Source organism: Vreelandella hamiltonii (assembly GCF_014651795.1).
Lineage (GTDB): Bacteria > Pseudomonadota > Gammaproteobacteria > Pseudomonadales > Halomonadaceae > Vreelandella > Vreelandella hamiltonii.
Map to the genome: position 1 here is coordinate 663,906 of NZ_BMXO01000001.1, position 23,598 is coordinate 687,503.

The 23,598-nt window shown below is 61.6% G+C and carries 25 protein-coding genes; 17 read left to right on the forward strand and 8 right to left on the reverse strand.

Annotated elements, in window-relative coordinates; translation table 11 throughout:
* Position 1 precedes the first annotated feature (1 nt).
* Genes IE061_RS03175 through IE061_RS03195 form a run of 5 tightly spaced genes read right to left on the reverse strand, consistent with a single transcriptional unit; the run spans position 2 to position 4,976 of the window.
* Positions 2-859 (reverse strand): ABC transporter ATP-binding protein, encoded by an 858-nt coding sequence (locus IE061_RS03175; protein WP_081195264.1) that lies wholly within the window; start codon positions 857-859, stop codon positions 2-4.
* The gene (gene allB, locus IE061_RS03180; protein ID WP_193460957.1) at positions 853-2,304 is read right to left on the reverse strand and encodes an allantoinase AllB; all 1,452 of its coding nucleotides are present in this window, start codon (positions 2,302-2,304) and stop codon (positions 853-855) included. Before allB ends, IE061_RS03175 begins: the two co-directional genes overlap by 7 nt.
* A 14-nt stretch (positions 2,305-2,318) precedes the next feature.
* Positions 2,319-3,113 (reverse strand): SDR family NAD(P)-dependent oxidoreductase, encoded by a 795-nt coding sequence (locus IE061_RS03185; RefSeq protein WP_081195260.1) that lies wholly within the window; start codon positions 3,111-3,113, stop codon positions 2,319-2,321.
* 10 nt (positions 3,114-3,123) lie between these two features.
* On the reverse strand, positions 3,124-4,188 hold the full coding sequence (locus IE061_RS03190) for an ABC transporter substrate-binding protein (protein ID WP_230478359.1): 1,065 nt from the start codon (positions 4,186-4,188) through the stop codon (positions 3,124-3,126).
* Between the two features lie 35 nt (positions 4,189-4,223).
* Entirely contained in the window at positions 4,224-4,976 is a 753-nt protein-coding gene (locus IE061_RS03195) for a cysteine hydrolase family protein (protein WP_193460958.1), read from the reverse strand.
* 104 nt (positions 4,977-5,080) lie between these two features.
* Between IE061_RS03195 and IE061_RS03200 the strand changes: the two genes are divergently transcribed.
* Positions 5,081-5,989: a LysR family transcriptional regulator gene (locus IE061_RS03200; RefSeq protein WP_081195257.1), complete on the forward strand. Its 909-nt coding sequence runs from the start codon at positions 5,081-5,083 to the stop codon at positions 5,987-5,989.
* Positions 5,990-5,999: 10 nt separating this feature from the next.
* Here IE061_RS03200 and IE061_RS03205 read toward each other — a convergent pair whose 3' ends face one another.
* Positions 6,000-6,584, reverse strand: coding sequence for an LOG family protein (locus IE061_RS03205; protein ID WP_193460959.1), 585 nt, complete (start codon positions 6,582-6,584; stop codon positions 6,000-6,002).
* Between the two features lie 128 nt (positions 6,585-6,712).
* Entirely contained in the window at positions 6,713-7,507 is a 795-nt protein-coding gene (locus IE061_RS03210; RefSeq protein WP_193460960.1) for an inositol monophosphatase family protein, read from the reverse strand.
* Positions 7,508-7,647: 140 nt separating this feature from the next.
* Here IE061_RS03210 and trmJ point away from each other — a divergent pair, with 140 nt between their 5' ends.
* From trmJ to IE061_RS03285, 15 genes are all read left to right on the forward strand, one after another.
* A complete protein-coding gene (gene trmJ, locus IE061_RS03215; protein ID WP_016914914.1) occupies positions 7,648-8,403 on the forward strand; it encodes a tRNA (cytosine(32)/uridine(32)-2'-O)-methyltransferase TrmJ in 756 nt (251 codons plus the stop codon).
* 118 nt (positions 8,404-8,521) lie between these two features.
* Positions 8,522-9,373 (forward strand): serine O-acetyltransferase, encoded by an 852-nt coding sequence (gene cysE, locus IE061_RS03220; RefSeq protein WP_193460961.1) that lies wholly within the window; start codon positions 8,522-8,524, stop codon positions 9,371-9,373.
* A 76-nt stretch (positions 9,374-9,449) separates the two neighbouring features.
* Positions 9,450-9,953, forward strand: a complete 504-nt coding sequence (gene iscR / locus IE061_RS03225; protein ID WP_016914916.1) for a Fe-S cluster assembly transcriptional regulator IscR — start codon at positions 9,450-9,452, stop codon at positions 9,951-9,953.
* Positions 9,950-11,140, forward strand: a complete 1,191-nt coding sequence (locus IE061_RS03230) for an aminotransferase class V-fold PLP-dependent enzyme (protein WP_193460962.1) — start codon at positions 9,950-9,952, stop codon at positions 11,138-11,140. The genes iscR and IE061_RS03230 overlap by 4 nt, the downstream gene beginning before the upstream one ends.
* A 28-nt stretch (positions 11,141-11,168) precedes the next feature.
* Positions 11,169-11,495, forward strand: a complete 327-nt coding sequence (locus IE061_RS03235; protein ID WP_016914918.1) for a HesB/IscA family protein — start codon at positions 11,169-11,171, stop codon at positions 11,493-11,495.
* A gap of 168 nt (positions 11,496-11,663) precedes the next feature.
* Positions 11,664-12,089 carry a nucleoside-diphosphate kinase gene (gene ndk, locus IE061_RS03240; RefSeq protein WP_039180317.1) on the forward strand — a complete coding sequence of 142 codons (426 nt, stop codon included), beginning with the start codon at positions 11,664-11,666 and terminating at the stop codon, positions 12,087-12,089.
* 81 nt (positions 12,090-12,170) lie between these two features.
* A complete protein-coding gene (gene rlmN, locus IE061_RS03245; protein WP_193460963.1) occupies positions 12,171-13,349 on the forward strand; it encodes a dual-specificity RNA methyltransferase RlmN in 1,179 nt (392 codons plus the stop codon).
* Positions 13,350-13,450: 101 nt separating this feature from the next.
* Complete coding sequence (gene pilW / locus IE061_RS03250) at positions 13,451-14,182, forward strand: type IV pilus biogenesis/stability protein PilW (RefSeq protein ID WP_016914921.1); 732 nt, start codon at positions 13,451-13,453, stop codon at positions 14,180-14,182.
* A 40-nt stretch (positions 14,183-14,222) separates the two neighbouring features.
* The gene (locus IE061_RS03255; RefSeq protein WP_193460964.1) at positions 14,223-15,164 is read left to right on the forward strand and encodes a RodZ domain-containing protein; all 942 of its coding nucleotides are present in this window, start codon (positions 14,223-14,225) and stop codon (positions 15,162-15,164) included.
* 8 nt (positions 15,165-15,172) lie between these two features.
* Positions 15,173-16,288, forward strand: a complete 1,116-nt coding sequence (ispG, locus tag IE061_RS03260) for a flavodoxin-dependent (E)-4-hydroxy-3-methylbut-2-enyl-diphosphate synthase (protein WP_193460965.1) — start codon at positions 15,173-15,175, stop codon at positions 16,286-16,288.
* Positions 16,289-16,356: 68 nt separating this feature from the next.
* Positions 16,357-17,673 (forward strand): histidine--tRNA ligase, encoded by a 1,317-nt coding sequence (gene hisS / locus IE061_RS03265; protein ID WP_193460966.1) that lies wholly within the window; start codon positions 16,357-16,359, stop codon positions 17,671-17,673.
* 83 nt (positions 17,674-17,756) lie between these two features.
* Complete coding sequence (locus IE061_RS03270; protein ID WP_193460967.1) at positions 17,757-18,416, forward strand: YfgM family protein; 660 nt, start codon at positions 17,757-17,759, stop codon at positions 18,414-18,416.
* Positions 18,416-19,597 carry an outer membrane protein assembly factor BamB gene (gene bamB, locus IE061_RS03275; RefSeq protein ID WP_193460968.1) on the forward strand — a complete coding sequence of 394 codons (1,182 nt, stop codon included), beginning with the start codon at positions 18,416-18,418 and terminating at the stop codon, positions 19,595-19,597. Before IE061_RS03270 ends, bamB begins: the two co-directional genes overlap by 1 nt.
* A complete protein-coding gene (gene der / locus IE061_RS03280) occupies positions 19,594-20,997 on the forward strand; it encodes a ribosome biogenesis GTPase Der (RefSeq protein ID WP_039180340.1) in 1,404 nt (467 codons plus the stop codon). The genes bamB and der overlap by 4 nt, the downstream gene beginning before the upstream one ends.
* Before the next feature lie 190 nt (positions 20,998-21,187).
* A complete protein-coding gene (locus tag IE061_RS03285; RefSeq protein WP_193460969.1) occupies positions 21,188-21,802 on the forward strand; it encodes a hypothetical protein in 615 nt (204 codons plus the stop codon).
* Here IE061_RS03285 and IE061_RS03290 read toward each other — a convergent pair.
* A complete protein-coding gene (locus IE061_RS03290) occupies positions 21,793-22,680 on the reverse strand; it encodes an ATP-binding protein (RefSeq protein ID WP_039180345.1) in 888 nt (295 codons plus the stop codon). The two genes, IE061_RS03285 and IE061_RS03290, sit on opposite strands and share 10 nt — an antisense overlap.
* Positions 22,681-22,777: 97 nt before the next feature.
* On the opposite strand from IE061_RS03290, the gene IE061_RS03295 reads away from it, so the two are divergent.
* Positions 22,778-23,581, forward strand: coding sequence for a M48 family metallopeptidase (locus IE061_RS03295; RefSeq protein ID WP_039180348.1), 804 nt, complete (start codon positions 22,778-22,780; stop codon positions 23,579-23,581).
* Positions 23,582-23,598: the final 17 nt, after the last annotated feature.

Genomic DNA, 23,598 nt, shown 5'->3' on the forward strand with positions numbered 1-23,598 from the left:
CCTAGGCGGCATCTGGCCGAGTGTGGGTGATCAACTCACGCAGTTGCTGCGTGAGCTGGACGAAGTCCTGCTCGTAGGTCATGGGAATGGTGCGCGGCCTGGGCAGGTGGACTTTCTGATCATCGATGATCTTGCCGGGGCGCGGGCTCATGACGCAGATACGCGTTCCCAGGTAAGCTGCCTCGCGCAGGTCGTGGGTGACCAGCAGTACCGTGGGCTGGCTCTCCAGCCACAGGTTCTGCAGGATTCCCCACAGCTCTTCACGGGTGAACTGGTCCAACGCGCCGAAAGGTTCATCCAGCAGCAGCAGTTCCGGGTCATGAATCAAGGCCCGACACAGTGACGCCCGTTGCAGCATGCCACCGGAGAGTTGCCAAGGCTGTTTGTCGCCAAACCCCTTCAGGCCGACTTTTTCCAGCAATGCTTCGGCCCGATCGCGAAACTCCCCTTTCCGCGCCTGACGATAGCGTGAGCGAAACGGCGGTACGATTTTCAAGGGCAACATGACATTGTCACGCACACTCAGCCAAGGCAGCATGGTCGGGTTCTGAAAGGCCATGCCCACGCCAACCCGCTTGGCACCGACTTCGCGCCCTCCGACATGCACATGCCCCGATGACGGCGCCAGCAAGTCACTGACCAGCTTGAGGATGGTCGACTTGCCGCATCCGGATGGCCCCACCAGGGCCACGAACTCCCCTTGCTCTACCTTCAAGTGTGTTGGTGCAAGTGCCTGGGTCATCTTCTTGCCACGACCATAGATGACCTCTGCTCCCTCCAGCTTGATGGCCTCCCTGCCAGCCTCACTCTGCGGCTCTGCGGTCACGGTCGTCTGGTTGCCTACGGACATGGTTAACATGATGCTAGCTCCCCTTGTTGGACGTTCGCCTTGGCCACTTCGGCGGCCAGCGTCTTGTCACTGTTTACGAGCGTTGGCAGGGTCATTTGCTGCACCCTCTTCACGGACATGCCGGTGCCTTTGGCGGCGGTTTGCAGGGCACGGTCTCGCATGACAAAGCGCCCACGCACCAGGGTATGCACCGGCATTCCCGTCACGGCCCAGCCATGAAATGGCGTGGCCCGCGCGCGATGGGAATGCAGCGCTTGCTGATCGATGACGTCACGGCGCTCGAGATCGACGATGGCAATATCGGCATCCGCCCCCACCATGAGTGCGCCTTTCCGTGGGTACAGCCCCCAGGCCTTGGCGGGAGCAACGGCACTGATGCGCACGTAATCCTGCAGGGTGATACGCCCTTCGCTGACAGCGGTCAGCATCAAGGGCATTTGCGTTTCGACGCCTGGAAAGCCGCAATCTGCCTCCCAAATCACCTCCTTGTACTGCTCTTCTGGCGTATGGGGCGCATGGTCCGTGGCAATCATGTCGACCGTGCCATCACGCAACGCTTCCCAGAGTGCTTCGCTATCCTTGGCCTCGCGAATGGGCGGATTCACGCGCATCAGACTGCCCAGCGACGCGTAGTCATGAGTGTCCATCATCAAATAGTGGGGACAGGTTTCACTGGTGATATCGACGCCACGCTGTTTTGCCTCACGCATGGGCCTTAGCTCGGCGGCCGAGGAAACGTGCAGAACGTGAATACGAGCTCCCGTCCATTCGGCCAGAATGGCGGCGCGTGAGACGGCCTCCACCGCCACCACATCCGGGCGCGCTGCCACGTGCGCCAGCGCGTCATTGCGGCCCGCCTTGCGCAAGCGCTCGTAACGCCACGCCATGATGGAGGCGGTCTCGGCGTGCAGGGAGGTGCGCAGGCCATAGGGGGCCACCCGTTCGAAGGCTTCCAGCATCGCCCCGGTGGAAGGCGACGGAAGATTACCGAAGGTGTTCCCCATGAAGCATTTGAAGCCAATCACGCCGCTCTCGGCCAAGGCTTCCAGCTGATCGACGTTGTCTTCGGCCATCAGCCCATAAATACCGAAGTCGACATAGGCCTGCTGCTTCGCCAGCGCCAGCTTGTCCTCGAAAGCATCGGGAGTTGCCGTGGGCGGGTGGGTATTGGGCATATCGAAGACGGTGGTGACACCGCCCATGGCCGCTGCCGCCGTGCCGCTCTCCCAGGTTTCCTTGTGGGTGTAGCCTGGCTCTCGAAAGTGCACATGGACGTCAATCGCCCCCGGCAACAGGTGCAAGCCCTTGGCGTCCAATACGTCTTTGGCGGGTGGCATGCTGGCCTCGTCGCCCACGGCAATGATTTTGCCATCGCGGATGGCAATCGCCGCAGGCTGGGTGGCTTCATGGCTGACGACCTGGCCATTGATAATCACGAGATCTGCGTGTGTCATGAGAGGATTCCTTGTCAAAGTGCGGCCCAGCCGCCATCTACGGGCAAGTCGGCGCCGGTGATTTGTCGTGAACGGTCGCTCGCCATGAACAGGCAAGCATCGGCAATGTCCTGGGCGGTGGAAATGCGCTGCAGTGCATAGTCGGCGGCATGTTTCTGGGCCGCTTCCTCTTCGCTGATGCCCAGCTTTGCCGCCATGTCGGGGCACACTTTGCTGCGAAAGCGCTCACCATCGACCATGCCCGGCGCCACGATATTGATGTTGATGTTGTAAGGGCCGGCTTCGAGCGCCATGCTTTTGGTGATCCCCCGCAGGCCCCACTTGGAGGCGGAGTAGGCCATTCGACCTGCCTTGCCACGCATGCCGAAGGTGCCACCCACATTGACGATCTTGCCGCTACGCCGAGCCATCATGCCCGGCAGCACCGCGCGCATGGTGTTGAAGCAGCCTGCCATGTTGAGACGCACGATCTCCTCGAACTCCTCGAACGTCGTTTCCGCGCCCGATTTGCCCACCGGCCCCGAACCGCCAGCCACGTTGACCAGCACATCAGGCACATCGCCAAACGCCTCCTGAATATGCGCTATTGCCCGCTCGCACTGGTCGGAGTGCGTGATGTCACATGCCACCAGCACGACGTCCGCTCCCTGCTCACGCAGCGCTTGCTCCAGCGAGGCTACGGCCTGGGTATCCCTGGCCAACAAGGCCAGCTTTGCCCCTTCTTCGGCGAAGGCTCGGGTAATGGCTTCTCCCATCCCCTTTACCGGCCCCGTAATCGCAACGATCTTGTTACCCAGTTTCAAGTCCATGACGCGGTCCTCATTCGTAAAGGGAGTAAATGCGCTCTTCTTCAGGAGGCAGGAAATCCGTGCGGAACACCTCCTCCAGAGCAGGGGTATGTGCTAGCCCATAGGCCGACACCACGATGTCGATGGCTTCTTGCATGCGCGTTTCATCGATATTGCCCAGGCCGATCTCGGGCAGCTCAGGGTGGTTCATTTCATCTTCGATGGTGGCCGCCAAGCGAGCGGTCTCGACCTGCCGATTGATCAATGGCTCCTGCGCCATGACGGCTTCCATGCCCGCTTCCGGGTCCGCCAGTACGTCGGCAACACCACGGTTGATGGCACGCACCAGCCCGCGCACCGCCTCGGGGTTCTCATCGGCCAGCCGACGCGACACGATGATCGCATTGGAGTAGAGGTCCATGCCGTGGTCGCCGTAGCGAATGAAGCGCAAACGCTCGTCAGGGTCGATACCTGCCAACATGGCGTTGAAGCGCACCGTATTGACGAAGCCAAAGGCTGCATCGACCTGCCCACGATTGAGCATTTGCTCACGCAGACGCGGCTCGATGTTCATGATCTCGACACTGTCCGCATCGATGCCTGCCAGCGCGGCAAAGGCCGGAAACAGGCGCAGGGCGCCGTCATTGGCGGGTCCGGCAATGGTTCTGCCTTCGAGGTCAGCGGGTTCATGAATATCGCTGTCTGAAGTCACGGCAATGGTGAAAGGCGGTTGGGTGTAGAGCATGTACACCCCCACAGGCGAATCATCCGGATGGTTGGCGGCGTAGTTGATCAAGGCATTGATATCGCCAAACCCGACATCGTAGGCGCCGGAGGCCACGCTACCCACGGCGGCGCCCGACCCAGACCCTTGATCGATGCGCAGGTCTAGCCCCTCCTCGGCAAAGTAACCTCGCTCCTGGGCGAGAAAGAACCAGGCCTGTGGCCCTTGATACGACCAGTTCAATACCATTCGTAGAGACGTCTCCGCAGAAGCCGGAGCGATCCACAGGGAAACCAGCAGTACCAGGATGGCCCGGCGCCAGGTCTGAATAGCCAACGACATCGTTGTTAAGTGCTTGGTCGATAAGTGCATGGAAGTACCTCCAGTTGAACAGCGAGATGAGCGAGTTACTGCTCGTCCAGCGAGCAGCCCCGCGCAGTGAACCCGTAAAGCTGTCTAATCAACGTCAATGCTGCCTGTCGCGATACGTCAGGCGACGGTGTAGCCACCGCCTCTTCCATGAGCACAACGTTGTAGCCAAGAAACGAGGCATCCTGGAGCGTCGCCATCACGCAACGCTCGGTATTGATGCCTACCAGTAGCAGCGTGGTGATATCCAGTCGCCGCAGAATGGCGTCCAGTTCGGTATGCCAAAAACCACTGAAACGGCTCTTGTGCACCACGATGTCTTCGTTGGTGGGAGCCAATTCATCGATAGCAGCCGCACCCCACTCGTCACGCACCAAAATGGAGTGGCCTGACGCAGAGCGCTCCCCATAGCCCTGGCGCTGGCCAAACTGACGACCAAACATCAGTTGGCCAGTGCTCAACTCCATGGTGTCGGCGCGCACTCCCCAGTGCAGGTGTATGACCGGCACGTTGTGCTGCCGCGCGCTCGCCATCAGCGTTGCCAAGCCGGGGATGATCTCCCTTGCATAAGCAATATCGATGCCGCTGCTGGCGAACCAGCCCTGCGGATGACAGAAGTCGTTCTGCATATCCACTACCACCAGCGCGCTTCTAGCCAGATCGAGGGTGACCGAGCAAGGGGAAGCCATTAGCGTCAAGCGTTGCGGCTCGGGTGTCTCTCTAACCAGAGAAACCACGGAGGGTCGTGCTCGATTCAATACGCGGTGGGAGGCATCGGGATAGCTGGACATGGCAGTCTCCTTGGTGACTGCTTCAGACTAGCGCCGTCTTTGTGGTGATATCTATTGCTAAAAAATTCGGATAGTGTTCTAAAAAACTCAACACAGGAAACCGTATGAAGCACTTACGCCTGTTCGAATACATCGATGCCGTGGTCAGGGCGGGGTCGATCCGGCGCGCTTCGGAAGCGCTCTACATCACGCCCTCTGCGCTGGATCGCCGCATCCAGCAAATCGAAGAAGAGCTGGGCACCCAGATATTCGAGCGCCACTCCAAGGGCATGCGGCTGACCGCAGCAGGCGAGATCTTTCTGGATTACGTGCGCCGCCACATGGCGGACCTGGATAGGGTGCGCTCAGAAATCGAGGGGCTAAAGGGGTTGCGCAAGGGCCATGTCTCGGTCGTCGCCAGCCAGGCCTTGGCGCTCAAATTCCTGCCTGAGCAGATCCGCCAGTTTCGCGAGCGACATCCGGGGGTCTCTTTTTCGATTCGCATTGCAGACCGAGGCGAAGCCCTGAAAGCGCTGATGTCGTTTGAAGCGGAGCTGGCCGTGGTAGTGTTCCCCAAGATGAGCTCTGAGGTCTTGCAGCTCATCATGGTGGCCCAGCCCGTCGTGGCGCTGATGTCGGCACAGCACCCGTTGGCCGAGCAGCCCAAGGTTCGACTGAGCGAGTGTCTGAATTACCCTCTGGTACTGCCCGACGCTTCGTTGGGGGTCAGGGAGCTGCTGAGCCCGATACTGGTACGCCGTACCCATCAGGCCCAGATCAGCGCCGAGACCAACTCCTTCGAACTGATGCGGGGGCTACTGCAAGATCACCGAAGTGTCGGCTTTCAAATCGCTATCGGCACACCCGACATGGCCCAGGAAAATACCATCATCTCGCGTCCGATCGATGAACGTGACGTGCCCACGGCCCCACTGATTTGTGCCCAGCTCCGGGGCCGCACGCTGTCGGTCGCCGCCGCTCGTTTTGCCGACCAGCTCACTCAATGTCTGGATCAGATGGAGGCCAGCGTATAGCACGCTGGCATCATGCAGGCGGCAGCCATTTGGGCACCGTGGTGGGCTGATAGTCGTGCAGTCCCTGCAACAGCTTTTGCGGGTCGCTTTCAAGCACGATAGAGCCTCGGTGCTCTGGAGGTAGAAAGCGCTCTGCGATCATATGATCGATAAAGGCCATGAAGGGGTCGAAAAAGCCGTTGATATTGTACAAACCAAGCGGCTTCTGTATTTCGCCCAGTTGATTCAACGTCCACACTTCCATGAACTCTTCCAGGGTGCCAATCCCGCCCGGCAAGGCAATGAAGGCACCCGATAGATCCGCCATCCGGCCTTTGCGCTCACGCATGGTGGCCACCACTTCATGCGTTTGTAGCCCTTGGTGCAGGTGCCCCTTGGCATGCAAGCGTTCGGTGATCACGCCATGGGCCTGCCCCTGAGCTGCCAACAGCGCATCCGCCAGTGCGCCCATCAGCCCTTTGTGGGTGCCGCCGTATACCAGCTTGATACCGCCGTGGGCAAAATGAGTACCCAGTCGTGCAGCGCCCTTGGCATAGTCGGGCGACCCTCCGGCATTGGATCCACAAAAAACGGCTATCGCCGATAGTTCACGCATCGTTTTACCTCCCTATGGCTCAAGGCATTCATCAGAGCGCTGACGCGACCACAAATCAAGCGCACAACGAAAAACGCCCTGCCGGAATCCCGGCAGGGCGTTATCAAGAGCAAGTGACACAAGGCTTATCAGAAATGCGGCGCCAGCTGTTTGATCAGTGCTTTATAAAGGCGCGGGCCAGCGGCCATCAGTTGGCCTTCTGCGGTCACGGTGGGCTGGCCGTCGGGCGTGCCCATCAGCGCGCCGGCTTCTTTCAGCAGCAGCATACCGACCTGCATGTCCTGCTCTTCCAGGCCCAGGACGAACACGCTGTCGACGCGGCCAGCGGCCAGTTCGCAAATGTCCAGCAGGCCAGAGCCGGTGGCGACCAGGGTTTCCACCTGGGGGGCCAGTTGCTGCGCCACAGTCAGGTAGGCAGGCAGATGGCTGGGGCGCAGCCAGGCTTCCGGCAGGCTCATGGCCATGCGGGTACCAGGAATGGCCGTGGGCTTGCTCACGCGCATACGTTTGTCGTTGTGCTGGGCACCACGGCCACGACTGGCGATGTATTCGTCATCGCCAAAGGGAGAGACCACCACCGCGTGTTCGGGGCGACCCTTGATGAGACACACCACTGAGAGTGCAAAGCCCTTGCCTGCCACGGCCAGATTGGAGTAGCCGTGAAGGGGTTCGATCTTCCAAACGATCTCTTCGCCTTCGCCTTTACCCGCCTGATGGGGGGTGTAGCGGCCGGAGAAGCCATGCTGCGGATAGCCGCGCTGCAGTTGCTGAACGATGGTGGCTTCGGCCTTGCGGGCCGTGTCTTCCAGCAGGCGGTCAAGATTGAATTCTTCGTGGGCGTTTTCGATACGCTCACGAACACGCAAAAAATGTTCAACCGCGCTACGCGCAGCGCGCAGCGTAAATTGGACCATTGGATTCATGATCGGGCCTTGTCACAGTGATGTTAAAGAACGGGGCAGGCGCAGGACACCTTAATGGCGGGCAATTCTATCAGAGGCCCCTCGGGCATGCCATCGACTCGTGCTAAACTGCGCCTTTTACGTCGTGAACCGGGCTTATCATGCTTGACCGCATTCGAATCGTTCTTATTGGCACCAGCCATCCTGGCAATATTGGCGGCGTGGCGCGCGCCATGCACAACATGGGCCTGGCGGATCTGGCGCTCGTCGCCCCCCGCTGCGACGTGCTCACCCAGGAGAGCATCTCTCGGGCGTCAGGGGCCGACCATCTGCTCCATCAGGCAGCCATTCATGCCACGCTGGAAGATGCCGTGGCCGACTGCACCCTGGCCGTGGGTGCCAGCGCTCGCTCACGTACGCTGCCCTGGCCGATGATCTCCCCCCGAGCGCTGGCCGAGCGCCTGCCAGCCGAGTGCCGCCCTGCCAACGCGCGCATCGCGCTGGTGTTTGGGCGCGAGGACAGCGGCTTGACCAATGCCGAGCTGCAGCGCTGCCATGCCCACGTACACATTCCCACCAATGCGGATTTCAGCTCGCTGAACCTGGCGGCGGCGGTACAGGTACTCGCCTACGAGTGCCGCATGGCCTGGCTGACGCAAGCCGACGCGCCTCCCGCTCAAGAGGATGACGAAGCAGTCGCGCTGGCGTCCCACGAAGAGCTGGAGCGGTACTTCGAGCATCTGGAGCGCACGCTGATCGCCATCGAGTTTCACGACCCCGCACAGCCGCGCCAGTTGATGGCGCGCCTGCGCCGCCTGTACCTGCGTGCTCGCCCCGAAAAAATGGAGATGAACATTCTGCGCGGCATCCTGTCGGCCACGGAAAAGGCCGCCCAGCCGAACACAACGCCGCGCTGAGAGGCGTTATCGTCGCCCCATGGCCTAAACTTGAAGTTATCCAGTGGCGCCCCCACATTTGGGGGCCGACCCAAACACAGCCTGCCACGCTGCCGCTTTTACGCCCAAGGACACTCCCATGTTTCAACGCCTGCGCGAAGACATCAACAGCGTATTCGACCGCGACCCAGCGGCACGCAACTTTCTCGAAGTCTTGACCAACTACCCGGGCCTGCATGCCCTGCTGCTGCACCGTTGTGGCCACTGGCTATGGAAGAAGAACTTCAAGTGGCTGGCGCGCACGGTATCTACCTTCTCCCGCTGGATGACCGGTATCGAGATTCACCCCGGCGCCACCATTGGTCGGCGCTTCTTTATCGATCACGGCATGGGCGTGGTGATCGGCGAAACCGCCCAGGTCGGCGACAACGTGACGCTCTACCAGGGGGTCACGCTAGGCGGCACCAGCTGGAATAAAGGCAAGCGTCACCCCACCCTGGAAGATGGCGTGATCGTCGGGGCTGGCGCCAAGATCCTGGGGCCGTTCACGGTTGGGGCCGGCGCCAAGATTGGCTCCAACGCCGTGGTCACCAAAGAGGTGCCTGCCGGTGCAACGGTGGTCGGTATTCCTGGCAAGATCGTCAAGCGCGCCGAGCCCGATATCGAGGAAGCGCTGGATATCGACCCGGCCCGACGCGAAGCCATCTGCCAGAAATTCGGCTTCGATGCCTATGGCATGCCCGACCCAGTGGCACGCTCCATGCAGGCCATGCTGGACCATATGCACGCCGTGGACGAGCGTATCGAACGCATGTGCTCTACCCTGCGCAAGCTGGATGCCAGCTACCGTGACGGCCAACTGCCCGAACTGAAAGATGAGGACTTCGCCGACATCCTGGATGAGGCCGATACCGGCTGCCCCGGACTGGGTAAGACGCGCAGTGAAGCAGTGGATACCGCTGACGACACCAACAGCCGTCCCAATAGTTGACCAAAGCACTCAGGATTTCCATAATGGCGCTACACTTGCCGCCAGTGCGCTGAGGCTCAGCGACGAGGTACCTGTTATGCGCTTGACGACCAAAGGCCGATACGCCGTTACCGCCATGCTGGATCTGGCGATCAATACGCCACAAGGCCCCACCAGCCTGGGCGATATATCCCAGCGCCAGGAGATCTCGCTCTCGTATCTGGAACAGCTGTTTGCGCGGCTGCGGCGCAGCGGGCTGGTCTCCAGCGTGCGTGGTCCGGGCGGCGGTTATCTTCTTGCCAGACCTGCCACCGAGATCAGCGTGTCCCAGGTCATCGATGCGGTCAATGAAACCGTCGATGCCACCCGCTGCCAGGGGCTTTCCGACTGCCAGCAGGGCGACACTTGCCTGACCCACCACTTGTGGTGCGAACTTTCGGGTCAGATACGCCACTTTCTGGATGACGTGACGCTGGCGCAGCTGATGCAGCGCCCGGACGTCATTCGCATTGCCGCTCGACAGAAGCAGCGCGCCGACGCCGGGATCCTTGCTTCGTCCCCCCTGACGCCACTCACTGCCCGTTGGAAATCAAGCCCATGACCGCCACCCCCTCACTGCCCATTTACCTCGATTATGCCGCCACTACGCCGGTAGATGAGCGCGTGGCCGAGGTGATGACCCGCTACCTGACCGTCGACCAACTGTTTGCCAACCCGGCATCGCGTAGCCACATGCTGGGCTGGCAGGCAGAGCAGGTGGTGGAGCAGGCACGGTGCCAGGTGGCCGACCTGATTCATGCCGACCCCCGCGAGATCGTGTGGACCAGCGGTGCTACCGAAGCCAACAACCTGGCGCTGATCGGCTTCATGCGCGCCAATCGCCAGCGCGGCATGCACCTGGTCACTTCGTCCATCGAACACAAGGCGGTGGTGGATACCGCCAGGGCGCTGGAAAGCGAAGGCTTCGAGGTCACCTGGCTCAAGCCCCAGCGGGACGGGCGCATCACCCCCGAACAGCTGCGCGAGGTCATGCGGGATGACACCGCCCTGGTCTCGCTGATGGCAGTGAACAACGAGCTGGGCAGCATCAACGACATCGCGGCGCTGGCCGCCGTGGCCCACGACTTTGGCGCAGCCTTCCATACCGATGCCGCTCAGGCGGTAGGACGCATCCCGCTGGACGTGGTCGAACAGCATATCGACTTGATGTCGCTGTCTGCCCATAAAGCCTATGGCCCCAAGGGGGTCGGCGCTCTGTACGTGAAACGCCACCCGGACATACGTGTCGAAGCGCTGATTCACGGCGGCGGGCACGAGCGTGGTATGCGTTCCGGCACCCTGCCCACCCATCAGATTGCGGGTATGGGAGAAGCCTTTACCGTCATGCAACAGCAGCAGGCCCAGGATCAGGCCCATGTTGCCGCCCTTCGCGAGCAGTTGCTGAATGGCCTGAGCACGCTGGACGGCGTCATCCCCAACTCGCCCCAGCAGCACGGGGTGCCCAATATTCTCAATCTCGCTTTCGAGGGCGTCGATGGCGAAGCGCTGTTGATGGCTCTGCGCGACGTCGCCGTGTCCACGGGCTCTGCCTGCAACTCGGCCAGCGTCGACCCCTCTTACGTCCTGCTGGACATTGGTACGCCTCGTCGGCTGGCGCTCTCTTCACTGCGCTTGAGCTTTGGGCGGTTTACCCAGCCAGCCGATATCGACTATGCACTGACACTACTGCACCACGCCGTCAACGGCCTGCGTGCTTCGGCACGCCAGACCACTGCGCCTGGCCGCTGACCGACCGACTTTTCAAGGAGAGTGCTCCATGGCAACGCTTAACATTTCCCCCGCCGCCGCCGAGCAGATCCACCGCGTCCTCGAAGAGCGCGGCAAGGGGCTTGGCCTTCGGGTATCCGTAAAACCCAGCGGCTGTTCGGGCTACAGCTACGTGCTCGACTTTGCCGACGAGGCTCAGCCGGATGACGTGCACTTCGAGTCCCACGGGGCCAGCGTCTATGTAGCCACCGATGCCGTCGAGATGCTGGACGGCAGCGAAGTGGATTACGTCAGCGAAGGACTCAATCGCTTCTTCCGCTTCAACAACCCCAACGTCAAGGATCAGTGCGGCTGCGGTGAAAGCTTTACCGTTTAAGCACCCCATGAGGCAACTCATCGGTATTCATCCCCGGCGTGAAACGCTATAATCGCGGCCACTCGGCCTGCGGCATAGCCTATGGACGCAGCCGGACATACTTCTCTGTGCCGCCCTGGCTTGCCGGGGCGGCAATTTCTGCTTTATCCCTTTCCAGGAGATTTCTGCATGGCGACTGAACGTACTCTTTCCATCATCAAGCCCGATGCCGTAGCCAAGAATGCCATCGGTGACATCATCGCACGCTTCGAAAAGGCAGGCCTGCAAGTGGTCGCGGCCAAGATGCTGCACCTCTCCGAAGAGAAAGCCGGTGGTTTCTACGCTGAGCACAAAGAGCGTCCCTTCTTCAAGGACCTGGTCGGCTTCATGACCTCTGGTCCGGTCGTCGTACAGGTGCTGGAAGGGGAAGGCGCCATTGCCAAGAACCGTGAACTGATGGGTGCTACCAACCCGAAAGAAGCCGCTCCGGGCACCATCCGCGCCGACTTCGCGGAAACAATCGACGCCAACGCTGTCCATGGTTCCGACTCAGCCGAAAGCGCTGCACGCGAAATTAGCTACTTCTTCGGTAACGACGAAATCTGCCCGCGCTAAACCAGCGCTGCCGTTTCAACATTCGTTGCCGGCCATTTTTGCGGGGGCCTGGCCCCCGCCTCTTTCTGAACGCTGACCGCCATGACTACCACTGCCGCCCCATCATCACCGTCTTCCCTCGCCACGCCTGACCTTGCCTCGCAGGCGGAGCCCGCACGCCAGAACCTGCTGGGGCTTTCCCGTGAGCAAATGGAAGCCTTCTTTTCATCCATTGGAGAAAAGAAATTCCGTGCCACTCAGGTCATGAAGTGGATTCATCAGGAGGGCGTCGATGACTTTGCCGTGATGACCAACCTGTCCAAGCCGCTGCGCGACAAGCTCGCCCAAGTGGCCGAGATTCGCGGCCCAGGCGTCGTGTATGAAGGCACCTCCAGCGACGGCACGCGCAAGTGGGTGCTCGAAGTGGAAGATGGCAGCTATGTCGAGACGGTGCTGATCCCGGCAGAGAACGGTAAACGACGCACCCTGTGCGTATCGTCACAGGTCGGCTGTTCGCTGGATTGCAGCTTCTGCTCCACGGGCAAACAGGGCTTCCAGCGTAACCTGACAGCTGCAGAGATCATTGGCCAGGTGTGGGTAGCGCAACGCAGCGTCGGCCCTCGGCGGGATACCGCCAACCGTCCGGTGACCAACGTGGTCATGATGGGCATGGGCGAACCGCTGTTGAATTTCGACAACGTCGTGCCCGCCATGAAGCTGATGCTCGACGACAACGGCTATGGCCTCTCCAAGCGCCGCGTCACCCTGTCCACCTCGGGCGTCGTGCCGATGATGGATAAACTCGGCGATGAGATCGACGTCAGCCTGGCGATTTCGCTGCACGCCTCCACCGATGAGCTGCGTAACGAACTCGTCCCGATCAACCGCAAGTACAACATTCGTGCCTTGCTGGATGCCTGTCATCGCTATTTGTCCAAATGCCCGGACAATCGTCAGGTGACTATCGAGTACACCTTGATCAAGGACGTGAATGATCAGCAGGAACACGCCGAACAGCTGGCCGCGCTCCTCAAGGAGCTGCCCTGCAAGATCAACCTGATTCCCTTTAACCCGTTTCCCAATTCGGGTTATGAAAAGCCCTCGCGCAACCAGGTCATGCGTTTTCAGCAATGGCTTTATGACTTGGAGTACAACGCCACCGTCCGTACCACCCGTGGGGATGACATCGATGCCGCCTGCGGGCAGCTGGTCGGACGCGTAAAGGACCGCACCAAGCGCAGTGCGCGCTATATTCAATCGGTTCAACTGGATGCAGACTAAGGCCGCTGTCTTGACTTCCACACAACACAGCGCTTTGATGGACACGTTTTTTTACTAACGTCATTAGTGTGAGCAAGGCCGCACTGTTCAAGAGGACATACATGATCGGTCATCGCAGGTGCTTCTCCTTTTTCAGAGTGCCCATGCTGTCCGTCCTTGCTGGCAGCCTGCTGCTGGCAGGCTGTGCAACCTCGACGCCCACGTTCAATGAAAGCAATCCTGACGCCGCCGATGCCTATGCCCAGCTGGGAGTGGCCTACCTGGAGCGGGACAATCTGCCCCGCGCCCTGAACGCGCTGGATCGTGCGCTGGAACTGGATGCCCGCCACCCAGAGGCACTTCAGGCGATTGCGCTGGTCTATCAGCAGCAGGGGGAGCGTGAGCTGGCCAACCGCTATTTCCAGCAGGCCCTGAACGTCTCGCCCTCGTTCACGCGAGGACGTAACAACTACGCCGCATTCCTGTATCAACAGGGGCGTTACCCGGAGGCCTGCGAGCAGTTGGAAATCGCCTCCGAAGATGCACAATACGCCAGTCGTGCCCAGCTATTCACCAACCTGGGACAGTGCTACCTGGCGACTGACGAATTTGACAAGGCGCGCGACCGTTTGCAGCGCGCCCAGAGTATCGACCCGCGCAATACACGCGGGTATTTAATGTTAGCCGAACTGGAAGTTTCGCAGGGCCGCTACGATCAGGCCTGGGAGCCACTGCAAAGCTACCTGCAGCTGGCAGGCCCCGACCCGGCAGCGTTGGAAATGGCGGTGGATATCGCCCTCGCCCGTGGCGACACAGCCACGGCAGACGAATACCAACGCCTGCTGGCCCCTTGATCACTGCCCTGACCACCTAATTTTTGAAGGATGCTCAGCCATGAGCGAGACACCGTTACACGATAGCGTTACCCCCACCAGCACCGCTGGCGAACTGCTCTCACGCCAACGCGAAGCGCTGGGTGTGCCCATCAGTGATGCTGCCCGTGCGCTCAACCTGCGCAGCGCGGTGGTCGAAGGTCTGGAAAAAGACAACTACGAAGAAATTCCCGTCACGGCCTATCGCCGCGGCTACCTACGCTCCTATGCAAAATATCTGGGGCTGGATGAACGGCTGGTACTGGAGGCGTATCAAGCGCGCCACGGGGGCAGTGAGCCCGAACGCAAGGTCACGCCCGTTGCCGTTACCCGGCCCCCGTCGAAGGTCGGTGCCTGGCTATTCAAGCTGGTCACCCTGTTGGTGATCGTGGGCCTGATTGGCGTTACCGTCGCCTGGTGGCAGAGCCGTGGTGGCAGCGAACCCCCGAGCATGGGTACGTCTTCCACGCTGGAAGAGGATGCCACCGACACTACGACGCCCCCTCCCGCCGAACCGGTGGTCGAACCTACGCCGGTGGTGATTCCGCCCATGATCGACGAACCCCAGGTCAGCATGGATGACGAAGTCGCCGACACCGACGCCAGCGCTGCGCCGGACAGCGACGCCACCGATACCCCAGCCGAGCCCGCGACCGATGTTGCCGAGGTACAAGCGCCGGAAGCAGCGGCAGAAGACACCGCGCCGGAGCCCGTCGCCAACCCCAACCTGCTGGAGTTGACGTTCAACGAGCAGTCCTGGACCGAAATTTTCGATGCCAACAACCAGCGCGTTTTCGTTGGCCTGCAAGCGCCTGGCACCACGGCCAGCGTCGAGGGTACCCCGCCTTTTCGTTTGACGATCGGTAATGCCACCGGTGTCGAGCTGCGTTATCAAGGCGATACCGTCAACCTGGCGCAACGTGCGGGTGCCAACAATGTTGCCCGCTTTACCCTGGGAGAGTGACCCGTCCTATGCACGCCCCTTCTCCGATCAAACGTCGCCCCTCGCGCCAGATACAGGTTGGTAGCGTTGCCGTGGGCGGCGACGCCCCGATTGCCGTTCAAAGCATGACCAACACCAACACCCTGGATGTGGATGCCACGGTGGGCCAGATCCAGCAGTTGGAAAAAGCCGGTGCCGACATCGTCCGCGTGTCGGTTCCCGACATGGACGCCGCCGAAGCCTTCGGCAAGATCAAGCAGCGGGTCGATGTACCGCTGGTGGCCGACATTCACTTCGACTACAAGATTGCCCTGCGAGTCGCCGAGCTGGGCGTGGACTGCCTGCGCATCAACCCCGGCAATATTGGCCGGGAAGATCGCGTCCGTGCGGTGGTCAGCGCGGCCCGCGAACACGGCATTCCGATTCGCATTGGCGTCAATGCCGGCTCGCTGGAAAAGGACCTGCAAAAGAAGTACGGCGAGCCTACGCCCGCCGCGCTGGTCGAATCGGCCATGCGCCATATCGACTACCTGGATCGGCTCGACTTCCAGGAGTTCAAGGTCAGCGTCAAAGCCTCGGACGTGTTCATGGCTGTGGCTGCCTACCGCGACCTGGCCACCCGTATCGAGCAGCCGCTGCACCTGGGCATTACCGAAGCAGGTGGCCTGCGCTCGGGTACGGTCAAGTCATCGATTGGCCTCGGCATGCTGTTGATGGATGGTATCGGCGATACCATTCGCGTCTCGCTGGCCGCCGACCCGGTGGAAGAGATCAAGGTCGGCTTCGACATGCTCAAGAGCCTGAGACTGCGCGCCAAAGGCATCAACTTCATCGCCTGCCCCAGCTGTTCACGGCAGAACTTCGATGTCATCAGCACCATGAACCAGTTGGAAGAGCGCCTGGAAGACATCATGACCCCGCTGGATGTCTCGGTGATTGGCTGCGTGGTCAACGGCCCTGGCGAAGCCAAGGAGACCGATATCGGTCTGACCGGTGGTTCACCCGCCAACCTGGTCTACATCGACGGCAAACCTGCCAGCAAACTGCGTAACGACCATCTGGTGGATGACCTGGAAAAGCTGATCCGCGACAAGGTACGCCAGAAAGAGCAGCAGCAAGAGAACATGATTGCACGCAGCGTTTGACACCTGCGTTGCCTGCAACAGGCGGCACGCCTTGCGCCTCGCGCTGCCGCCCAGACAAGGAGTTTTCATTGAGCAAGTCCGCCGCTAAAAAGATTCAAGCCATCCGTGGAATGAACGACCTATTGCCCAGCGACAGCCCTCGCTGGCAATTTTTTGAGGCCAAGGTACGCCACTTGATGCAGCGCTACGGCTTTGATGAGATCCGTACGCCAATCGTGGAGCAAACCGCCCTGTTTGCCCGTTCCATCGGGGAAGTCACCGATATCGTCGAAAAAGAGATGTACACCTTCGACGACCGCAACGGCGACAGCCTGACCCTGCGCCCGGAAGGCACCGCCAGCTGCGTACGCGCTGCCATGGAGCATGGCCTGCTGCACAACCAGACCCAGCGGCTTTGGTATCAGGGCCCGATGTTCCGCCACGAGCGGCCCCAGAAAGGACGCTACCGTCAGTTTCATCAGGTGGGCGTGGAAACCTATGGCTTCGACGGTCCGGACATCGACGCCGAGGTCATTCTGCTCTCTGCCCGCTTATGGCAAGAGCTGGGCCTTCTCGAACATGTCACTCTGGAACTGAACTCCCTGGGCTCCAGCGACGCCCGCGCAGCCTACCGCGACAAGCTGGTGGCGTACTTCGAACAGCACCATGCGCTACTGGATGAAGACTCCAAACGTCGCCTGACCAGCAATCCGCTGCGCATTCTGGATTCCAAGAATCCCGACATGGCCGAGATGCTGAACGGCGCACCTCAGCTGATGGATCACCTGGACGAGACTTCGCGGGAGCACTTCGAGCAGCTCAAGGCCATGCTCGACGCGGCCAACATTCCCTACGTGGTCAACCCGCGCCTGGTGCGGGGCCTGGACTACTACTGCCGTACGGTGTTCGAGTGGACCACCACGGCATTGGGCAGCCAGGGCACCGTTTGTGCCGGTGGCCGCTACGATGGGCTGGTCGAGCAGCTGGGCGGCAAGCCCACACCTGCCGTGGGCTTTGCCATGGGGATCGAGCGGCTGATTCTGCTGCTGGAAACTCTCGACCTGGTACCGGAAGAAGCCTTGGGCGGCTGCGACGTCTATCTGGTGCCGATGGATGACAGCGCCACCGTGGCAGCTCTCACCCTGGCAGAACAGCTGCGCAGCGCACTGCCCGACCTGCGCCTGCAGCTGCACTGCGGTGGCGGCAGCTTCAAGAGTCGCATGAAAAAGGCCGACAAGAGCGCCGCGCCCATTGCCATTCTGCTGGGTGAAGACGAGCTGTCTCAGCAAACGGCCACCCTGAAATTCCTGCGCGATGACCGTGAGCAGCAGCAGGTAGCCCAAGCCAGTCTTGCCAGCACCCTGAGCGACCTGCTGGCCGCCACGCCAGGCAACGCGACCCACTAAACGCTGCCCACCCAGCGTCTCGGGTGGGCGATGCATACCTGTCAGCCGCTGCGGCGGCTGAGTGATTGAATAGGAGGCCGCCCGTGGCGGATCTGAGAAGCGAAGAAGAACAGCTGGACGTCGTCAAGCGCTGGTGGAAAGAGAACGGTACGTCGCTGATTGCCGGCGCGGTGCTGGCTGCCGCCGGTGTGTTCGGCTGGAATGCCTGGCAGAACTACCAGGAAGGCCAGTCGGAAGCGGCCTCTGCCCGCTACCAGCAGCTGGTGACCATTACAGCCGCCAACTCGCTGGAAGATGACCAGCTCGCGGCAGCGAGGGAACTGATCGGTGAACTGACCGAACAGTATGGCCGCACTCTGTATGCCGAGCTTGCCCAGTTGCTGGAAGCCCGTCTGGCTGTACAGGAAGGCGACCTGGCAGCGGCCAGAGAAGCCCTCGACAGCGTCGCCAACGGCTCGTCACGCCGTTATGTTCAAAGCCTGGCCTGGCTGCGGCTGGCGCGTATCGAACTGGCCGAAGGCAACCCCGAGGCGGCACTGGAGCTATTGGACCAGCCGATCACCGACACGCTGGCCGCCCAACAGGCCAACGTACGCGGCGATGCTCACCTGGCGCTTGGCCAGCCCGAGCAGGCTCGCGAAGCATGGCAAGCCGCGCTGGAGATTGCCCAAACGCAGAACCAGCCGCTTTATGGCGTGCAGTTCAAGCTCGACGATATCGGCGCCGAGGAGGCGAATCAGTGATGACCAACAGCCTGTTAAAACCACGTTTTTCCACTTCGCTGATGCGTGCCACGCTGGGCGCCGTTGCGCTGGCCTTGCTGGCGGGTTGCGCCAGCAAGGGTGAGCCTGCCTACACCCCGAAAGAGCTGCGTAGCTTCAATGAAACCTCGTCACTGGATAGCCAGTGGCGGCGCAGCGTTGGCGACGGTTTTGGCCGTGCCCGCTACCCGATTGCACCGGCGCGCGAGGGTAATACCGTGTTTGCCGCCGATGCCAACGGCCTGGTAGCCGCCTTCAATGCCCAGAGCGGTGAGCGTGAGTGGCAAGTCGAGCTGGATACCCCCATCTCCAGTGCACTCAACGCCATTGCCGGCCAAGTTTACCTGGGCACCCGCAACGGTGAAGTGATTGCGCTGAGCCAGCGTGACGGCAGCGTCAGCTGGCGTTCGCGCGTGTCCAGCGAAGTGCTGGCCGCTCCCCAGGCCAACCAGCAACTGCTGCTGGTGCAGAGCATCGACGGCCAGATAACGGCCCTCGATCGCGCCAGCGGTGATGAGCGCTGGGTCTACACCAGCTCTCAGCCTGCGCTGACACTGCGCGGCACCGGCACGCCCATGGTCATCGACCCGGTCACCTTCGTGGGTACGGCCAACGGACGCCTGGCGACGCTGGATAACCGCAGCGGCCAGCCGCTTTGGGAAATGCAGATTGCCACGCCACGTGGCCGTAGCGATGTCGAACGTCTGGTGGACCTCTCTGGTCAACCGGTATTGAGCCCGGATGGTCGCCTGTTCGTCACCAGCTACAATGGCCGTGTGGTGGCGCTGGAAGCTACTCAGGGCGGTACGCTGTGGGAAGCCAACATTTCCAGTCGCCACACTCCCGTTCTGGTCGGCAACCTGCTGCTGGTGGTGAGCGACAATAGCCACGTCATTGCCCTGGATGCCAATAGCGGCCAGGAAGTATGGCGTAATACGGATCTGGAAGATCGCTGGCTGACGCCGCCCGCCTTTGCGGATGGCCGTCTGGTGGTCGGTGATTTCGAAGGTTATGTGCACCTGCTGGATGCCCGTGAAGGCAATCTGGTAGGACGTACCCGCGTCCACAGCTCCGGTATCAGCGTGCGCCCTGTCACTGAAGGCAGCACCATTCATGTCCAGGCCAACAATGGTCGCCTGGAAACCCTGGAAGTCACTCCATGACACCCGTCATAGCGTTAGTGGGTCGACCCAATGTGGGAAAATCGACCCTGTTCAACCGCCTTACCCGCTCGCGCGACGCGCTGGTGGCGGATTTTCCCGGCCTGACCCGAGACCGTAAATACGGCAACGGCATGCTGGGTAACAAGGCCTATACCGTGATCGACACGGGCGGCATCAGCGGCGACGAGGAAGGCATCGACGCCGCCATGGCAGAGCAATCGCTGGCCGCCATCGACGAAGCAGACATCGTGCTGTTTCTGGTGGACGCCCGGGCGGGGCTCAACGTGGCCGACGAGGCCATCGCCAATCACCTGCGTGTCAATCAGAAGAAAACCTGGCTGGTGGTCAACAAGACCGATGGGCTCGAAGAGCACTCTGCGATGGCCGACTTCTGGAAGCTGGGCCTGGGCGACCCGTGGCCTATCGCCGCCGCCCACGGGCGCAACGTGTCGCTGCTCATCGATACCGTGCTTGAACCCTTCCCCGAGCGCGACCCGACCATTCCTGCCGACACCGGCACGAAAGGCATTCGTATCGGTGTGATTGGCCGCCCGAACGTGGGCAAGTCCACGCTGGTCAACCGGCTGCTGGGTGAAGACCGCGTCGTGGTGTTCGATGAAGCAGGCACCACTCGCGATGCCATCGAGATCCCCTTCGAGCGTAACGGCCATCCCTATGTGTTGATCGACACGGCCGGGATACGTCGACGCAAGAACGTGCGTGAAATTGCCGAGAAGTTCTCCATCATCAAGACGCTGGACGCCATCAAGGAGAGCCATGTGGCGGTGATGGTGCTGGATGCCCGCAGCGGTCTGGTCGAACAGGATCTGCACCTGCTGGACTACGTCCTGACCACGGGTCGGGCGCTGGTGCTGGCAGTAAACAAGTGGGACGGGCTGGAAAGCGAAGCCAAGGAGAAGATGCGGGCGGACATCAAGCGCCGCCTGGGCTTCGCCGACTACGCCGAGCTGCATTTCATCTCGGCACTGCACGGCACGGCCGTTGGCGACCTCTACCCCTCCATCGAGCGGGCCTTCAAAGCAGCCAATGCCCACTGGTCCACCAACCGCCTGACCACGCTGCTGCAAGATGCGGTCAGCCAGCATCCGCCCCCCATGGTCAACGGTCGGCGGATCAAGCTGCGCATGGCCCACCAGGGCGGCAGCAACCCGCCCATCATCGTGGTCCACGGTAACCAGACCGAATCGCTGCCCGAGGCCTACCGCCGTTACCTGATCAACACCTTCCGCAAGGTGCTGAAGGTACGCGGCACGCCCATGCGCTTCGAGTTCCGTTCAGGCAGCAACCCTTTCGACAAGATGGCAGGTGCCAGCGACAAGGAGAAAGCCAAGAAACGCGAGCTGAACCGCACCAAGGAAGCCCGCAAGAGCCGCCGCTAGGCGCTGCTGGAAAACTGGCCTTGCCTGCATCGCCCGCCTATATGGCGGGCGATGGCTTTTCGGGATTTGCGACCGGCGCGACGCTCGGCGCCACCGAATCCGCTTGACAGCCATGGGCGGTGGCCCTCAAATAGCGGCGCTTTCGAGCATCCGCTACACTGACCTTTTGCCCTTTCTCTGGGGGAAACACATGCACCATGCCCTTCGCCGTGGCCGCAGCCTGATTCTGCTGCTGCTCGCTGCTCTACTGACCGGCTGCCTTGCGCTGCCACAAACCGGCCTGTTTGCCTTCCGGCTGGCCGTTACTTCCCTGGGAGTCGAAGAGGTACGCATCGGGCCATACAGCATGAATGCCGGCCTGGATACCAGCGACATGACTCGCCTGCTGGCCTCTAGCCTGGGCGCTGGCAGCCTGCCCGTGCAGGCCACCCTGGCCATGGGCCTGGGGCTACCGGCAGGCATGCCTGCCGTTGAAATGTCCGGGTTTCGCTGGACGCTGGACATGCCGGGCGTCGACCCCGTGCAGGGGCAGTATCAACAGGACGTGACCCTCACCCCAGGCGACGACGCCAACCTGCGCCTGCCGGTGGCGTTCGATATTCTGGCCACCGACACCCAGCGCATGACGCCCATGATCGAGCTGGCCAGCCAGTTGGCAAGCCAGGGTGAGCTGCCCCCCGGTAGCGAGCTGGCCATCACCCCTGGGGATCTGCGCGGCCTGGGCATGACGCTGCCGTCAGGCCTGCTGACGCCGACCATCCGCTTGAACGTCGGCGCCGATGGGCAGCTGATTCCTCAGCGCTGATCGGCGCGCTGACGCTCCTCTTGCAGCCGCTTGCGGCCCACGTACTGGGCCGCAAACTGCCACGCCGTTCGGCCGCTGCGCCCACCGCGCAGGGTGGCAAAACGTACGGCTTCCGCCCGCGCGCCATCGTCCCAGTCGTTACCGCTACCCGTGCGGTTGACCCAGTGCTCACAGACCTCCAGGTAGGTTGCCTGGTTGAACGGGTGAAAGCCCAGCCACAGCCCGAAACGGTCTGACAGCGAGATCTTCTCCTCCACGGCGTCACCATGGTGCAGCTCTTCGCCTACCAGGCGGCTTCCCTGATTATCCTCCATCGACTCCGGCAGCAAGTGTCGGCGGTTGGAAGTGGCATACAGCAGCACGTTCTCGGGAGGGCCGGTCAAGGCGCCGTCCAGCACGCTTTTCAGCGCCTTGTAGGCATCATCGTTGCCTTCGAACGACAGGTCATCGCAGTACACCACGAAACGGTGGGGCTGATGGCGCAACTGCTCGACCAGCCGTGGCAGGCTCGCCAGGTCATGGCGGTCGACCTGGATCAGGCGTAACCCTTCACTGGCCAGAGAGTTGAGCAGCGCACGCACCACCGACGACTTGCCGCTGCCACGAGAGCCCCACAGCAAGGCATGGTTGGCGGGCAGCCCCTGCAGAAAGGCGCGGGTGTTATCGACCAATGCCAGTTTCTGCCTCTCGATGCCCAGCAGGTCGTCCAGCGTCATGCCATCTCGCGGCGGCACCGGCACCAGCTGGCCGCCCAGCGGGTGGCGCTGCCAAATGGCCGCCACATGGGTCTGCCAGTTCACCGGGGTGGGCACTGGCGGCAACCAGTGGTCGATATGATCGAGTAGCTGCGTCAAGCGCTGGCTTAATTGCGCATCCATGGTGGCCCTCAGAGTAGGTTATGATAGGAGTTGATTTACCGCTGTCAGTGGTTATCTTGTGTGCAAGGATCCCTTCTCGTCTATTAGGAAACCGTCTATGCGCTGGCTTCGCCCCTTTGCCGTCACCGCTTTGTGCGCCTCTCTGGCTGCCTGCTCCACGTCCCCCACCGGCCGTTCGCAGCTGTTGCTGCTCTCGGAAGACCAGCTCAATCAGATGGGCCAGCAGGCGTTCGCGCAGTACCAGCGCGACGTGCCTACGGCCAACCAGGCGAGCCATCGCTATGTCCAGTGCATCACCAACGCCATCGTCGACATTCTGCCCGGCGAACAGCGTAACCTGGATTGGCAAATTCGCGTGTTCGAGTCCGAGCAGCCCAACGCCTTCGCCCTCCCCGGGGGCTACATGGGCGTCAATACCGGCATGCTGAACGTGGCCACCAACCAGGATCAGCTGGCATCGGTCGTCGGCCACGAGATCGGCCACGTGCTGGCACGCCATGCCAACGAGCGCGCCTCGACCCAAAGCGCCACTTCGCTTGGCCTGTCGGTCATTTCCAGTGCCTCCGGCATGCAAACCCCGGCGGGCCAGCAGTTGATGGGCGTGCTGGGCATGGGCGCCGAGTACGGCATTTCGCTGCCCTTCTCTCGCCGCCATGAAAGCGAAGCCGATGTCATCGGCCTGCAGCTGATGGCACAGGCAGGCTTCGATCCCCGCGAAAGCGTGACTTTGTGGGAAAACATGCAGGCCGCGTCCAGCGGTGGCGCGCCCCCCGCCTGGATGTCGACGCACCCAAGCCAGGGGCAGCGCATCCAAGGCCTGCAGGCCAACATGGAGCCCGCCATGGCCAGCTTCGAAGAAGCTCGTCAAAGCGGCCGCACGCCCAACTGCCCACGCCCCTGATATACGCTCCTGACATT

What these genes read in the sequence shown, in the direction of transcription:
- cysE (WP_193460961.1), top strand. Translation starts at nt 8,522, where the DNA reads ATGTTTCAACGCCTGCGCGAAGACATCAACAGCGTATTCGACCGCGAC.
- der (WP_039180340.1), top strand. Translation starts at nt 19,594, where the DNA reads ATGACACCCGTCATAGCGTTAGTGGGTCGACCCAATGTGGGAAAATCG.
- IE061_RS03235 (WP_016914918.1), top strand. Translation starts at nt 11,169, where the DNA reads ATGGCAACGCTTAACATTTCCCCCGCCGCCGCCGAGCAGATCCACCGC.
- bamB (WP_193460968.1), top strand. Translation starts at nt 18,416, where the DNA reads ATGACCAACAGCCTGTTAAAACCACGTTTTTCCACTTCGCTGATGCGT.
- IE061_RS03175 (WP_081195264.1), bottom strand. Translation starts at nt 859, where the DNA reads ATGTTAACCATGTCCGTAGGCAACCAGACGACCGTGACCGCAGAGCCG.
- pilW (WP_016914921.1), top strand. Translation starts at nt 13,451, where the DNA reads ATGATCGGTCATCGCAGGTGCTTCTCCTTTTTCAGAGTGCCCATGCTG.
- IE061_RS03255 (WP_193460964.1), top strand. Translation starts at nt 14,223, where the DNA reads ATGAGCGAGACACCGTTACACGATAGCGTTACCCCCACCAGCACCGCT.
- IE061_RS03295 (WP_039180348.1), top strand. Translation starts at nt 22,778, where the DNA reads ATGCGCTGGCTTCGCCCCTTTGCCGTCACCGCTTTGTGCGCCTCTCTG.
- IE061_RS03230 (WP_193460962.1), top strand. Translation starts at nt 9,950, where the DNA reads ATGACCGCCACCCCCTCACTGCCCATTTACCTCGATTATGCCGCCACT.
- IE061_RS03290 (WP_039180345.1), bottom strand. Translation starts at nt 22,680, where the DNA reads ATGGATGCGCAATTAAGCCAGCGCTTGACGCAGCTACTCGATCATATC.
- ndk (WP_039180317.1), top strand. Translation starts at nt 11,664, where the DNA reads ATGGCGACTGAACGTACTCTTTCCATCATCAAGCCCGATGCCGTAGCC.
- iscR (WP_016914916.1), top strand. Translation starts at nt 9,450, where the DNA reads ATGCGCTTGACGACCAAAGGCCGATACGCCGTTACCGCCATGCTGGAT.
- IE061_RS03205 (WP_193460959.1), bottom strand. Translation starts at nt 6,584, where the DNA reads ATGCGTGAACTATCGGCGATAGCCGTTTTTTGTGGATCCAATGCCGGA.
- ispG (WP_193460965.1), top strand. Translation starts at nt 15,173, where the DNA reads ATGCACGCCCCTTCTCCGATCAAACGTCGCCCCTCGCGCCAGATACAG.
- trmJ (WP_016914914.1), top strand. Translation starts at nt 7,648, where the DNA reads ATGCTTGACCGCATTCGAATCGTTCTTATTGGCACCAGCCATCCTGGC.
- IE061_RS03190 (WP_230478359.1), bottom strand. Translation starts at nt 4,188, where the DNA reads ATGCACTTATCGACCAAGCACTTAACAACGATGTCGTTGGCTATTCAG.
- IE061_RS03285 (WP_193460969.1), top strand. Translation starts at nt 21,188, where the DNA reads ATGCACCATGCCCTTCGCCGTGGCCGCAGCCTGATTCTGCTGCTGCTC.
- IE061_RS03185 (WP_081195260.1), bottom strand. Translation starts at nt 3,113, where the DNA reads ATGGACTTGAAACTGGGTAACAAGATCGTTGCGATTACGGGGCCGGTA.
- IE061_RS03200 (WP_081195257.1), top strand. Translation starts at nt 5,081, where the DNA reads ATGAAGCACTTACGCCTGTTCGAATACATCGATGCCGTGGTCAGGGCG.
- allB (WP_193460957.1), bottom strand. Translation starts at nt 2,304, where the DNA reads ATGACACACGCAGATCTCGTGATTATCAATGGCCAGGTCGTCAGCCAT.
- IE061_RS03210 (WP_193460960.1), bottom strand. Translation starts at nt 7,507, where the DNA reads ATGAATCCAATGGTCCAATTTACGCTGCGCGCTGCGCGTAGCGCGGTT.
- IE061_RS03195 (WP_193460958.1), bottom strand. Translation starts at nt 4,976, where the DNA reads ATGTCCAGCTATCCCGATGCCTCCCACCGCGTATTGAATCGAGCACGA.
- rlmN (WP_193460963.1), top strand. Translation starts at nt 12,171, where the DNA reads ATGACTACCACTGCCGCCCCATCATCACCGTCTTCCCTCGCCACGCCT.